This window comes from Streptomyces sp. ACA25 (assembly GCF_028200735.1).
Taxonomy (GTDB): domain Bacteria; phylum Actinomycetota; class Actinomycetes; order Streptomycetales; family Streptomycetaceae; genus Streptomyces.
Genome location: NZ_JAQKPV010000004.1, coordinates 31,345 through 44,220, shown reverse-complemented (window position 1 = coordinate 44,220; position 12,876 = coordinate 31,345). Strand labels below are relative to the sequence as shown.

Sequence of the window (12,876 nt, the reverse complement as noted above, 5' to 3'; positions counted from 1 at the left end):
AGCGCGTCAACGGGCCGGATGGCCATAGGTCCCGTCCGTTACCGGACCGACACGTGCACCACCGTGCTCCCTGCTCTCCCCGCGCCACCCCGCGCGCACCGCCGGGACTTACGATGACCGGGGCCGTACGCGGCTCCTGAAGCCCGGGGAGAGAGAGCATGAGGTTCGAGGTCTTCGGTCCGGTCGAGCTGCGGGACGGCTCCGGGCCGCTGTCCGGCCGCCTGCAGCGCACGCTGCTGGCGATGCTGCTGATCCACGCGAACCGGCCGGTCCCGGTGGACACTCTCACCGAGGCGCTGTGGCACGGCGAGGCACACGCCCGCAGTGCCGCGAAGCTCCAGTTGCATGTGCACCGGCTTCGCCGGCTCCTCGACATCCCCGACCGGCTGTCCTTCGGTCAGGGCGGCTACCGGCTGCGGGTGCTCCCCGAGGAGCTCGACTCCGCCCGCTTCGAGCTGCTCACCGACGAGGCGCTGGAGCAGTCCGCCCAGGACCCTCTGCGATGTGCCCGGCTGCTGCGCACCGCACTGGATCTGTGGCAGGGCCGGCCCTACGAAGGGCTGGACATCCCGGAGCTCGCCGACGAGGCGCGACGGCTCGCGGACCGCCGGCTGACCGCCGTCGAGGAGCTGTACTTCGCCGAGCTGGTCTGCGGACGACATACCGCGGTCATACCCGAACTCACCGGCCTGGTGCGGGAGAATCCGCTCCGCGAACGCCTGCACAGCCTGCTGATGACCGCACTGCACCGGGCCGGCAGGCAGGCCGAAGCACTGGACGTCTACCGGTCCGCACGCCGCACCCTCGTCAAGGAGCTGGGCCTGGAGCCGGGCCCCGAACTGCGGTCCGTGGAAGCGCAGGTACTGGCCGGGGAGCCGGTCACCTTCGCCGCACCCCGCTCACAGCCCCCCGTTCCGGCCCAGCTTCCGCACCTGGCGCGCAGCTTCGTCGGGCGGGCCGCGGAGCTCGCCGGCCTCAGCAGGCTGCTCACCGAAGGTGAGGACGGCGGGAGCGCCGCCCCGCTCGCGATCCTCGCCGGCACCGCCGGGGTCGGCAAGACCGCCCTCGCGGTCCGCTGGGCCCACCGCGTCCGCGAACAGTTCCCCGACGGCCAGCTCTACGTCGACCTGCACGGGTACAGCCCCGGCCGGCCGGTCTCCCCGGAGGACGCCCTGGACGGGTTCCTGCGCGCGCTCGGAGTGGAGGGCACCGCCGTCCCGGAGTCACCGGCGGAGCGGGCGGCCCAGTTCCGGACCCTGGTGGACCGCCGCAGGCTGCTCGTGGTGCTCGACAACGCCTGCTCCGCCGAACAGGTCCGGCCGTTGCTGCCGGGCACCTCCTCCTGCTTCGTGCTGATCACCAGCCGGTCGGCACTGACCGGGCTGACCGCCCGGGAGGGCGCCTACCGAGTCGACCTCGACCGGCTCCCGGTGCACGAGGCACAGGACCTGCTGCGTGAGCTGCTCGGCAGCAGAGTGGACGCCGAGCCGGGAGCCGCCGCCCAGTTGATACAGCGGTGCGCGCGGCTGCCGCTCGCCCTGCGCATCGCGGCCGAACTCATCCGGGAACGCTCCGCCCGCCGGATAGGGGACCTGGTCCGGGAACTCGCCGATGAGCAGGAGCGGCTGGACCTGCTGGACGCGGGTGACGACCCGCACGCCTCCGTGCGCACCGTGTTCTCCTGGTCCTACCACCAGCTTCCCGAGGCCAGCGCCCGGCTGTTCCGGCTGTGCGGCCTGCACCCCGGCCAGGACATGGACACCCATGCCCTGGCCGCGCTGGCGGGCACCGGCCCGGGCAGCACCCGGCGTGCCCTCGACCAGCTGGTACGGGCCAGCCTCATCGACGCCTCCCCCGACACCCACCTGCACATGCACGATCTCCTGGGCGCCTATGCGGCCGAGCTCGCCGCCGCCGAGGACCCCGAGGAACACCGGCGGGCCGCCCTGACCAGGCTCTTCGGCCACTATGTGCACACCGCGGCGGCCGCGATGGACCTGGTGTGGCCGCCCGAGGGCCGGGCCCCCCTCCGTACCCCACCGCCTGCCGTCCCGACGCCGGTGTTCCCCGCCTACGAGGACGCGCTGAGCTGGCTGGACACCGAACGGGGCAACCTGGTCAGCAGCGCCGTGCACGCCCGCTTCCACGGCTGGCCGGACGTCACCGTCGATGTGGCCGACGTGCTCTTCCGCTACCTCGACAACCGTGGGCACTACGACGACGCCCTCACCCTGCACACCCATGCGCTGAGCGCCGCCCGGCTCCGGCAGGACCGCACGGCCGAGGCCGGCGCGGCCCGGCACCTGGGCGTGGTGCACGCCAGGCTGGGCCATCTCGGCCCGGCACACCAGCACATGCACCATGCCTACACGCAGTACCAGGACTCCGGCGGCGACTCCTGGGCACCGCTGCAACTGAAGAACCTCGGTGCCGTGTGCACCCTGCTCGGCCGCTACCCGGAGGCGATCGGCTACTTCGAGCAGGCACTCGCCCTCTGCCCCGGAAACACCGGGTCCGAGCTGACCACCCGCGCGGGGGCCCTCAACGACCTCAGCCAGGTCCACATCCACCTCGGGCAGTACGAGGAGGCGCTGGCCCTGGCCCGCGAGGCACTCGCCCTCGCCCATCAGCTCGGCCTGCCGGCCCGGGAGGCCCTCGCCCGGCTGCGGCTCGGCGCGGTCCACGAGCGGCTCGGCGACTACCCGCAGGCGCACCACTGCCTCGCCGGCGCGCTCACCCTCGCCGAGGAGACCGGCAGCCGGCTCGTCAAGGCCCGCTGTCATCCGCTGGGGCACGTGCTGTGGCAGCTGGGCCGGCCCGAGGACGCGCTCGCCTGTGTCCGGCGCTGTGTCCGGGTGGCGAGAGGATCCGGGGACAAACCGGCGCAGACCAGTGCGCTGAACGCGCTGGGCCGGCTCCAGCTGCTGGGCGAACGGCCCGACCAGGCGCTGGGCCACCACGCGGAAGCTCTCGCGACCGCCCGGGGCACCGGGGAACGGTACGAGGAGGCCCAGGCGCACGCCGGTCTCGGTGCCGCCCACAGCGCACTCGGTGACGGGCCGACGGCGCGCGAGCACCGGCTCGCGGCCCTGGCCCTGCACCGGGCGCTGGGCACCCCCGAGGCACGGACCGACGCACGCCCGCACTCCCCCGCCACCGTTCCGGCCACTTCCCCCCGGTCCCCCCGAGCGGCCGGAACGGCCGGCCTGGCATCGGCCGGGCAGTGAGCCCTCCCCCGTGCGGCTCCCTGCCCGACTCGATGAACACATCCTGCGCACCGCCTCTTTCACCGCACTTTCACCGCCCGGCAAACCGTGCAGGCGACCGTGCGGGAGGTGCGGGCAGGCTTCCGGGTCACTGCCCGGGGCCCTCGGCGGAACAGCCGCCCGGAGACGCACAATGAACGGTGTGCAGCCCTCCCGGCCCCCCTTCATCCCCGGCGCCCCCGTCCCTCCCGACGCCGCCCCGGACGGTCCCGCAGCCCTCGCGCCGCGGCCGCCGTCCCCCTTGCAGGAAGTGAACGATCCGCGCTTCGCCCGGCGCGGTCTGCGGCTGCTGCTGAAGCGGGACGACCTGCTGCATCCGGAGCTCGTCGGCAACAAGTGGCGCAAGCTCGCCCCGAACCTGCGGGTGGCGTGGGAGAGCGGACACCGCACGGTGCTGACATTCGGCGGGGCGTACTCCAACCACCTGCGCGCCACAGCGGCGGCCGGGCGCCTGCTGGGTCTGGGCACCGTGGGCATCGTGCGGGGCGAGGAGCTCGCCGGCCGGCCGCTCAACCCCTCCCTCGCCCGCTGTGCCGCGGACGGCATGCGGCTGCACTTCGTCACGCGCGCGGACTACCGGGCCTACCGGGACCCCGAGCGGGCCGGGGAGCTGAGCACCCGGTTCGGGGACTGCTTCACCGTGCCCGAGGGCGGCAGCAACGCGGCGGCCGTGCAGGGCTGCGCCGAGCTGGGCCGGGAGCTGGCCGAGGCGGCCGAGCGGCCGGACGTGGTGGCCGTGGCCTGCGGCACCGGCGGCACCCTGGCCGGCCTCGCGGCAGGTCTCGGCAGCGGCCGGACGGCCCTCGGTGTCCCCGTCGTCCGGGGCGGCTTCCTGGCGGACGAGGTCCGCAGGCTGCAGGGCGCCGCCTTCGGCGGCCCGCGTGGCGAGTGGTGGCTGGCGGAGGGCTTCGACCACGGAGGGTACGCCCGGGTGCCCGCCCCGCTCGCCGGGTTCGCCGCGGACTTCTCCGCCCGGCACCGGCTGCCGGTTCTGGACACCGTGCACGTCGCCAAGATGCTGTACGCCCTCACCGAGCTGGCCGGCCACGGGACATTCGAGGAGGGCACGGTGCTCGCCGCGGTGATCACCGGCTGAGCGGGCCGGCCCCGTCAACAACCCTTTGCTCAACTCCCCTGTGAGCCGCCAAAGATGATGATTTCACACCCGCAACGTTCTGCATTGGATGCACTACCATGAGTGATTGGGCGACAGTGGGCCCCGGATCGCGGTAGCGTCACTGGGCGAACGAACAGCGCCGCGGGTGCGCCGGGCGGGAATGCAGGAATATCCCGCGGTACCCATGAGCGTTGATTCAGGGTGAGTCACTGTGGAGGTGAGGGTGTCCGTGATCCCAGGTGAAGCAGGATCGCAGGACTTCGTGGAAGTCCGGCTGCCCGCGGCTGGCGCTTATCTGTCCGTGCTGCGGACAGCGACCGCCGGGCTCGCGGCCCGGCTGGACTTCACTCTCGACGAGATCGAGGACCTGCGCATCGCGGTCGACGAGGCATGCGCGATCCTGCTCCAGCAGGCGATCCCGGGGAGCACACTCGACTGCGTGTTCACCCTGATCCAGGACGCGCTGCGGGTGACGGTCTCGGCTCCGACCACCGAAGGCAATGCCCCCGAGCGGGACACCTTCGCCTGGACGGTCCTGACCGCGCTGGCCGGCGAAGTCGAGTCGACCGTGGGCGAGGACCGGACAGTCAGTATCAGCCTGCACAAGAAGCGCGGCACCGGACCCGGAGCGTTGTGAACGACACGCCCGGGCCGCCGGAGGACAAGAGGGCCGATGTGAACGCCGAGGTGAACAACGTGGAGCGGGTCGTGCCTGCCGGCACCGGGCAGGTGTCCGCCGTCACCGTCCCGGAGCAGTCAACTGCCGCGCACGCGCGGGTGACGCCCGACCCCCGGGACCGGAACGCGGCACGAGAGCTCTTCATCGAGCTGCGCACGCTTCCCGAGGGCAGCCCGGAGCGGGCCGAGCTGCGCAACAGCCTGGTGCGGATGCACCTGCCGCTGGTGGAGCACCTCGCCCGCCGGTTCCGCAATCGGGGCGAGCCGCTGGACGACCTGACCCAGGTGGCCACGATCGGGCTGATCAAGTCCGTGGACCGCTTCGACCCGGATCGTGGAGTGGAGTTCTCCACCTACGCGACACCGACCGTGGTCGGTGAGATCAAACGTCACTTCCGGGACAAGGGCTGGGCGGTGCGGGTTCCCCGGCGGCTCCAGGAGCTGCGGCTGTCGCTGAGCACGGCGACCGCCGAGCTCTCCCAGCAGCACGGCCGGGCACCGACCGTGCACGAGCTGGCCGAACGGCTGAGCATCTCCGACGAGGACGTCCTGGAAGGGCTGGAGTCGGCAAACGCCTACAGCACCCTCTCCCTGGACGTCCCGGACACCGACGAGGAGTCCCCGGCGGTCGCGGACACGCTCGGAGCCGAGGACGACGCCCTGGCGGGCGTGGAGTACCGCGAATCGCTCAAACCGCTCCTGGAGGAGCTGCCGCCGCGGGAGAAGAAAATCCTGCTGCTGCGGTTCTTCGGGAACATGACCCAGTCGCAGATCGCCCAGGAGGTCGGCATCTCCCAGATGCACGTCTCCCGGCTTCTCGCGCGGACGCTGGCCCAGCTGCGCGACCGTCTGCTCGTGGAGGAGTGACGCGCCGCCCGGGGGTCTCCCCGGGTGACGCGTCCCCGGGGCCGGTCTCCTGCCCCGGGGCCGGCCTCAGCGGTGCGGGGGGACGACTCCGAGTGCCGCGGCCGCCACCGGGTTCATCAGGCAGCCGAGCACCACTACGGCCAGCAGCGCCAGGACCACCGCGGAGGCCGTCCACAGGCCACCGATCTGGAACATGTGCCAGCTCGCCGGCAGAGCCAGGACCTGAGTGATCACCGCGGGCCCGCGGCTCCAGCGGCGGAGGCGCCACAGCCCGTGACCGGCAAGCAGGGGGAGCACGGACAGGACGAGCACCGTGACCGCGCCGGTGGCGGCCTGCAGCACACCGTCCGGCTCCCCGACGGCCAGGAGCACCAGCATGGCCACCCCGAGACCGGCGATCACCACACCCTCCAGGCCGGTCAGCAGGGCGGCCACCGCAACGCCCCGGGGCCGCACGGTTACGCTCGGCCGGTCATCGGGGGCGGGGTTGTCACTCACCCGGTCAGGGTATATCCCAAGGTTCGGGCCCTCGGCGCTCGCCCGCCGCTCTCATGGGTAACCTGCACACCATGCGCGCACTCCTCGTGGTCAACCCGGTCGCCACCACTACGAGCGCGCGCACCCGTGACGTGCTGACCCACGCCCTGGCCAATGATCTCGAGCTGGAGGTGGCGGTCACCGAGTGCCGCGGCCATGCCCGGCAGCTCGCCCGGCAGGCGGTGGAGCAGGGATCCGTCGAGGTGGTGATCGCCCTCGGTGGTGACGGCACGGTCAACGAGGTCGTCAACGGACTGCTGCACCACGGGCCCGGTCCGGACCGGCTGCCCCGGCTGGCAGTGCTGCCGGGCGGCTCCACCAATGTGTTCGCCCGGGCCCTCGGGCTGCCGAACGACGCGGTGGAGGCGACCGGAGCCCTCCTGGACGCCCTGCACCTGCGCCGGGACCGGACCATCGGGCTGGGCCTGGCCGCCGGCACCCCCGGCACCGCCGACGCCGAAGTCCCCCGGCGGTGGTTCACCTTCTGCGCCGGTTTCGGTTTCGACGCGGGCGTGGTGGGCCTGGTGGAGCAGCAGCGGGAGAGCGGGAAGCGTTCCACACACGCGTTGTATCTGCGGCAGGCACTGCGGCAGTTCGTCCGTGACCCGCGCCGCACACACGGCTCGATCACCCTGGAACGTCCCGGCGAGGAGCCCGTCGAACATCTGGTGCTGTCGATAGTGTGCAACACCGCGCCGTGGACCTACCTGGGGAGCCGGCCGGTGTACGCGGCACCCGGCGCGAGCTTCGACACCGCCCTTGACGTGCTCGCTCTCTCCCGGCTGTCGTCCGCCGCCCTCACCCGGTACGGCACGCAGCTCCTGCGTTCCACGCCGGAACGCGGCCCGCACGGCAAGCATGTGTCCGCCCTGCATGACGTGACTCACTTCACCTTGCATTCCCAGGTGCCGCTGCCGTTTCAGCTGGATGGCGACCACCTTGGACTGCGTTCGAGCGTGAACTTCACAGGCGTTCGCCGTGCACTGCGTGTGATTGTGTGAGTGGAAGGTTCAAAACTCCTTCCACTCGAACGTTTACGCCAGTCCTTACCCACGGGAATGACGGCTGTGAGCTAGGCGACACCAAGGAATCAAAAAAAACTTCACGGAAGGGGTTGTATCCGTAGCCGAGGTTTGCGAGTCTCTAGGTGGTGATCGGGACGGCCGTTGCACGGCCCCCTGGAGAGCCCGAACCCCCTTCCCTTTCCTGGGACCACAATCAGTCTTCCTCTTCGCGGTACACGAGTGACGACTCTTGTCTTGTGGGGGGATTCGTGAAAGCGTTCACATTCACAAGCTAACGCAACTGCAACCTGCAGGAGATGGAGCAGACATGGACTGGCGTCACAACGCCGTTTGCCGCGAGGAAGACCCCGAGCTCTTCTTCCCCATCGGCAACACCGGTCCTGCGCTGCTGCAGATCGAGGAAGCCAAGGCAGTCTGCCGCCGCTGCCCCGTCATGGAGCAGTGCCTGCAGTGGGCCCTGGAGTCCGGCCAGGACTCCGGTGTCTGGGGTGGGATGAGCGAGGACGAGCGCCGCGCGATGAAGCGCCGTGCCGCCCGCAACAGGGCCCGCAAGACCACCGCCTGACACCACGCTCGGCCCCACGCCGCTCGTTGCCCCCGAGCCGCAGCACGCAGCACCCGCATCACATACGAACATTCGTACGCGACACCGTCATACGCAGCAGACGCCGAGCCCCGGCCCGCAGACTTCCGTCAACGCGGTCCGGGGCTCGGCGCTGTGCGTGCACGGCGCCACGGCCCGCGAGGCTAACGCTTCGCCGGGCCGAGCGGGAGATCGAGCTCCACCGAGGTGCCGCGACCGGCCGCGGGAACCATGGTGAACGTGCCTCCGAGCTCTCCCTCGACGAGGGTCCGCACGATCTGCAGGCCGAGGTTTCCGGCCTTCTGCGGGTCGAAGCCCTCGGGCAGCCCTTGTCCGTCGTCCCGCACGGTGACCAGCAGCCGCCCGTCCTGCCGGCCCCCCGGCTCGCCCCGGACCGTCCTCGCACTCACCTCGACCGTCCCGTGCTCACCGGGACCGAAGGCGTGCTCCAGGGCGTTCTGCAGGATCTCGCTGAGCACCATCGACAGCGGGGTGGCGGTCTCCGCCTCCAGGATGCCGAACCGCCCGGTTCTACGGGCCGTCACCCGGCCGTCCGGGGACAGCTCGGCGACCATGGACAGCACCCGGTCCGCGATCTCGTCGAACTGCACCCGCTCGTCCAGGTTCTGAGACAGCGTCTCGTGCACGATCGCGATCGACCCGACCCGGCGGACCGCCTCGTCCAGGGCCGCCTTCGCGCTGCCGCCGCCGCCCGGCACACCCGGTCCGTCCGCCGCGATGCGACGGGCCTGGAGCCGCAACAGTGCTGCCACTGTCTGCAGGTTGTTCTTCACCCGGTGATGAATCTCCCGGATGGTGGCGTCCTTCGTCATCAGTTCCCGCTCGCGGCGGCGCAGCTCGGTGACGTCCCTCAGCAGTATCAGTGAACCGATCCGCTCACCCTTCGGTTTGAGCGGAATGGCACGCAACTGGACCACGCAGTCGTTGCCCTCGATCTCGGCCTCCCGGGGCGCCCAGCCGCTGGCGAGCTTGACCAGCGACTCGTCGACGGGCCCGCGGGTGGGTGCCAGCTCGGCGGTTGCCGGCCCGAGCGGTAGCCCGACCAGGTCCGTGGCGAGCCCCAGCCGGTGGTACGCGGAGAGGGCGTTGGGGCTCGCGTACTGCACCAGCCCTTCGGCGTCCAGCCGGATGAAGCCGTCACCGACCCGCGGGGCACGGTCGGTTCCGATCTGCTGGCCGGGGTAGGGAAAGGATCCCGCGGCGATCATCTGGGCCAGATCCGAAGCGCTCTGCAGGTAGGTGAGCTCCAGCCGGCTCGGCGTCCGCACGGTGAGCAGGTTGGTGTTCCGGGCGATGACGCCGAGCACCCGGCCCTCGTGCCGCACCGGAATCGACTCCACCCGGACCGGCACCTCTTCGCGCCATTCCGGGTCACCCTCGCGTACGATCCGCCCCTCGTCGAGCGCAGCGTCGAGCAGGGGCCGCCGCCCTCGCGGGACGAGATGGCCGACCATGTCGTTCTGGTAGGAGGTCGGGCCGGTGTTGGGGCGCATCTGAGCGACCGAGACGTACCGCGTGCCGTCCCTGGTGGGGAGCCACAGAACCAGGTCGGCGAAGGACAGGTCCGAGAGCAGCTGCCACTCCGAGACCAGCAGGTGGAGCCACTCGAGGTCGTTCTCCCCGAGGTCGGTGTGCTGGCGGACGAGATCGTTCATGGAGGGCACGGGCCGAGCCTACCGGCGCGGGTCACCGGGGGGCGCGGCCGGACCTGCGGCCCGGCGGCTCCGGGCCGGCCCGGAGTACTGGGCGGTACCTCGGCCGCCCTCAAGTAACGACGCCTGTTCTCACGTTCCGGGACTTTTCGCAGTGAGTGCCTTCAGAGCATGGACACGGGCGAGTGCCCCGGTTCACAATGGTGGACGCGTCATCTCAGTTCTTCTGCTCTCCCCGCACAGGAGGGCAGAACGAGGCCCGAGACGCTTTCTGCCCTGACTGCAGCCTCGGGCCCGCGGTCGCTCCGGGCTGCGGTGCCGGCAGGGCTGAGGGTCCCTCGTCGGCGCCGCGGCCCGCGGGTGTCCGCCCCTCCCGCCACGGCGCCGCCCCGCTGTCCCACCCGTGCCGCTCGGAGGTCAGTGGGTCTCGGTGACCTTCGCCAGGGAGCGCGGGGCGTCCGGGTCCTGACCACGGGCCATGGTGACCTCGTAGGCCAGCAGCTGCAGCGGCAGGATCTCCAGGATCGTCTGCAGCTCCTCGGGAACGCCGGACACGGGAAGCACGAAGCCCGCAGAGGCCTGCTCCACCTGGGCGCGCGGCCCCACCACGACAAGGTCGGCGCCCCGGTCCCGGAGCCGGTCGAGCACCGGTTGCAGGGCCTTGCCACCCCGGCCGTCGGTGACGACGGCGATCACCGGGGAGACGTTGTCCACCATGGCCAGCGGCCCGTGCAGCAGGTCCGCACCGGAGTAGGAGAGAGCCGGGATGTAGCTGGTCTCCATGAGCTTCAGCGCGGCCTCCTTCGCTGTCGGGTAGCCGTAGCCGCGCGAGGTGAGGACCATCCGCTCCGCAAACCGGTACCGGCCCGCCAGGGTGCGCACTTCGTCCTGCCGGGCAAGGATCTGCCCGGCCAGGTCCGGGAGCTCCCGGGCCGCCTCGGCGCCGTTCCGGCCCCGGAGCCCCTCGACGAACAGGTACAGGGCGAGCAGCGAGGCAGTGTAGGTCTTGGTGGCGGGCAGAGCCTTCTCCGGACCGGCCAGTATGTCGATGTGGAACTCGCTGGCCGAGGCCAGTGCGGAGCCGGGGTTGTTCGTCACCGCCAGGGTGATCGCACCGGCCGCGCGGGCGGCCCGGGCGGAGGCGACGAGGTCCGGTGAGCCCCCCGACTGGCTGACCGTGATGACCAGGACATCGGTGAGGTCCGGCTTGGCCCCGTACGCGGTGGTCGTCGACATCGAGGTGAGCCCGCAGGGCTTGCCCAGCAGGATCTCCAGCAGGTACTTCGCGTACAGCGCCGCGTTGTCCGACGTGCCGCGCGCGGTGAGAAGCACGAACCGCGGGTTCCGTGCGGCGATCCGGTCGGCGACCGCGCGGATCCTCGGTGCGCCTTCGTCGAGCAGGCGGCGCAGCACCGCGGGCTGTTCGGCCATTTCGCCGGCCATGATCCGGCCCGGGGTGGCGGCTGCGGTGTCGGGCATGCTGGTTCCTCCAGGAGCTGGGGTTCTTGGGGGTGCTCGGGCGACGCGGACGCCGGGCCCGGGCACCCCCGGTAGGGCCGGAGCGGGAGCCGGATACTCAGACCGGCCGGCTGCCGGCGATCACTTCGGCGGCGGCCCGCCCGCAGACCCGGGCGGCGCCGTGGGTCGCGATGTGCAGCAGGCCGGTGGGCGGCGCCTGCGGGACTCCCATCTCGACCACGACGGTCTCCGGCCTGGCATCGAGCAGGGCGTCCAGGACGCCGGCCATCCACGGGTGCCGGTGCACGTCGCGCACCACGGCGACGATGCGGCGGCCGTCGGCAGCCGCGAGCACGTCGGCGACCAGGCCCGCGGCCCCCCCGCGCTCGGTTTGCTCCCGGGTGTGGCTGCCGGTCCGGGTGCCGGGGAGCAGCGTCCGAAGCTCCGCGGCGACGCCCCAGGGGGTCTCGGAACCGACCGCGATGTTCGCCACCGGGGTGAGGGCGGCGACGTAGGGCGCGTCTGTCAGCGGCCGGTAGGGGGCGGCGCCGTCCGCGGCCGTGACCCGCAGTGCGCGGCGGGCCGCGGCCAGGCCGATGTCACCGTCCGCGCCGGGAAGGCCGCCGGGCGCGCCCGCGGGGCCGGCCCCGGCGGCCCAGCGGCCGAGGGCGCGGACCCGTTCGGCGGCGTCGTGCAGCCGCTCCTCGGCCAGTTCCCCGCCGTGCACCGCGCGCACCAGGCTGTCCCGCAGCCGCAGCACCTCCGCCTCGTCGGAAGGGCTGCCGCCCACGCAGAGGGCATCGGCCCCCGCGGCGATCGCCAGCACGCACCCGCGGTCCAGGCCGTGGGCCGCGGCGATGGCGTCCATCTCCATGCCGTCGGTGAAGATGAGCCCGTCGAAGCCCAGGCCGCCCTCGGCGGCCGGGGCGCGCAGCAGGCCGTTGAGCACCGCAGGGCTGAGGGTGCCCGGCAGACCGGGGTCGAGGGCCGGCAGCAGGATGTGCGCGCTCATCACACAACGGGTGCCGGCGGCCACCGCGGCCCGGAAGGGCACCAGCTCACGGGCGTGCAGGGTGGCAAGGTCGGTTTCTATCCGGGGCAGGGCGTGGTGCGAGTCGACATTGGTGTCCCCGTGCCCGGGGAAGTGCTTGACGCAGGCGGCTACACCGGCGGACTGCAGGCCCTCGACGTAGGCCACGGTGTGCCGGGCCACGAGGTGCGGGTCGTCCCCGAACGAGCGGACCCCGATCACCGGGTTGTCGGGGTTGGAGTTGACGTCCGCCGAGGGTGCCCAGTTGAGGTTGACGCCGCAGGCGGCGAGCCGGCGGCCCATTTCCGCGGCCACCGCCCTGGTCAGCTCCGGATCGTCGACGCTGCCGAGCGCGTGGTTGCCGGGGAAGGACGAGCCGCCATGCACCTCCAGGCGGGTGACGTCGCCGCCTTCCTCATCCGTGGAGATCAGCACCTCGGGGTTGGCCTTGCGCAGCTGTCCGGTGAGGTGGGCCAGTTGTCCGGCCGACACCACGTTCCGGCCGAAGATCCCGACGCCTGTCATGCCGTGCTCCAGCCGCCGCAGCAGCCAGTCCGGGGCGGTCGTGCCGGAGAACGCCGGTTGCAGGACGGCCAGCGCGTCCCGGGCGAGGGGGTCGGTGTCGCGTACCGGGGTGGTCAT

10 protein-coding genes are annotated in these 12,876 nt (G+C 72.1%); 6 read left to right on the top strand and 4 right to left on the bottom strand.

What is annotated here, in order from left to right; translation table 11 throughout:
- Positions 1-158: 158 nt before the first annotated feature.
- From PJ985_RS08200 to PJ985_RS08185, 4 genes are all read left to right on the top strand, one after another.
- The gene (locus tag PJ985_RS08200) at positions 159-3,227 is read left to right on the top strand and encodes an AfsR/SARP family transcriptional regulator (RefSeq protein WP_271682931.1); all 3,069 of its coding nucleotides are present in this window, start codon (positions 159-161) and stop codon (positions 3,225-3,227) included.
- Positions 3,228-3,399: 172 nt separating this feature from the next.
- The gene (locus PJ985_RS08195) at positions 3,400-4,362 is read left to right on the top strand and encodes a 1-aminocyclopropane-1-carboxylate deaminase/D-cysteine desulfhydrase (protein ID WP_271682930.1); all 963 of its coding nucleotides are present in this window, start codon (positions 3,400-3,402) and stop codon (positions 4,360-4,362) included.
- A gap of 244 nt (positions 4,363-4,606) precedes the next feature.
- Positions 4,607-5,020: an anti-sigma regulatory factor gene (locus PJ985_RS08190; protein WP_271682929.1), complete on the top strand. Its 414-nt coding sequence runs from the start codon at positions 4,607-4,609 to the stop codon at positions 5,018-5,020.
- A 92-nt stretch (positions 5,021-5,112) separates the two neighbouring features.
- Positions 5,113-5,928, top strand: coding sequence for an RNA polymerase sigma factor SigF (locus PJ985_RS08185; RefSeq protein WP_443033450.1), 816 nt, complete (start codon positions 5,113-5,115; stop codon positions 5,926-5,928).
- A 66-nt stretch (positions 5,929-5,994) separates the two neighbouring features.
- Here the strand turns inward: PJ985_RS08185 and PJ985_RS08180 are convergent, their stop codons facing one another.
- Positions 5,995-6,426, bottom strand: a complete 432-nt coding sequence (locus PJ985_RS08180; protein WP_271682928.1) for a hypothetical protein — start codon at positions 6,424-6,426, stop codon at positions 5,995-5,997.
- Between the two features lie 71 nt (positions 6,427-6,497).
- Here PJ985_RS08180 and PJ985_RS08175 point away from each other — a divergent pair, with 71 nt between their 5' ends.
- Both PJ985_RS08175 and PJ985_RS08170 read left to right on the top strand, forming a co-directional pair.
- Positions 6,498-7,466, top strand: a complete 969-nt coding sequence (locus PJ985_RS08175) for a diacylglycerol/lipid kinase family protein (protein WP_271682927.1) — start codon at positions 6,498-6,500, stop codon at positions 7,464-7,466.
- A 331-nt stretch (positions 7,467-7,797) separates the two neighbouring features.
- Positions 7,798-8,055, top strand: coding sequence for a WhiB family transcriptional regulator (locus tag PJ985_RS08170; protein ID WP_271682926.1), 258 nt, complete (start codon positions 7,798-7,800; stop codon positions 8,053-8,055).
- A gap of 182 nt (positions 8,056-8,237) precedes the next feature.
- Here PJ985_RS08170 and PJ985_RS08165 read toward each other — a convergent pair whose 3' ends face one another.
- From PJ985_RS08165 to PJ985_RS08155, 3 genes are all read right to left on the bottom strand, one after another.
- Positions 8,238-9,749, bottom strand: coding sequence for a PAS domain-containing sensor histidine kinase (locus PJ985_RS08165; RefSeq protein WP_271683237.1), 1,512 nt, complete (start codon positions 9,747-9,749; stop codon positions 8,238-8,240).
- A 414-nt stretch (positions 9,750-10,163) separates the two neighbouring features.
- The gene (locus tag PJ985_RS08160) at positions 10,164-11,225 is read right to left on the bottom strand and encodes an SIS domain-containing protein (protein ID WP_271682925.1); all 1,062 of its coding nucleotides are present in this window, start codon (positions 11,223-11,225) and stop codon (positions 10,164-10,166) included.
- A 97-nt stretch (positions 11,226-11,322) separates the two neighbouring features.
- Entirely contained in the window at positions 11,323-12,876 is a 1,554-nt protein-coding gene (locus PJ985_RS08155) for a glycoside hydrolase family 3 protein (protein WP_271682924.1), read from the bottom strand.

Bases quoted from the DNA above. Each gene is read 5' to 3' on its own strand.
- PJ985_RS08200 (WP_271682931.1), top strand. From the start codon at position 159: ATGAGGTTCGAGGTCTTCGGTCCGGTCGAGCTGCGGGACGGCTCCGGG.
- PJ985_RS08195 (WP_271682930.1), top strand. From the start codon at position 3,400: ATGAACGGTGTGCAGCCCTCCCGGCCCCCCTTCATCCCCGGCGCCCCC.
- PJ985_RS08175 (WP_271682927.1), top strand. From the start codon at position 6,498: ATGCGCGCACTCCTCGTGGTCAACCCGGTCGCCACCACTACGAGCGCG.
- PJ985_RS08170 (WP_271682926.1), top strand. From the start codon at position 7,798: ATGGACTGGCGTCACAACGCCGTTTGCCGCGAGGAAGACCCCGAGCTC.
- PJ985_RS08165 (WP_271683237.1), bottom strand. From the start codon at position 9,749: ATGAACGATCTCGTCCGCCAGCACACCGACCTCGGGGAGAACGACCTC.
- PJ985_RS08160 (WP_271682925.1), bottom strand. From the start codon at position 11,225: ATGCCCGACACCGCAGCCGCCACCCCGGGCCGGATCATGGCCGGCGAA.
- PJ985_RS08155 (WP_271682924.1), bottom strand. From the start codon at position 12,876: ATGACCACCCCGGTACGCGACACCGACCCCCTCGCCCGGGACGCGCTG.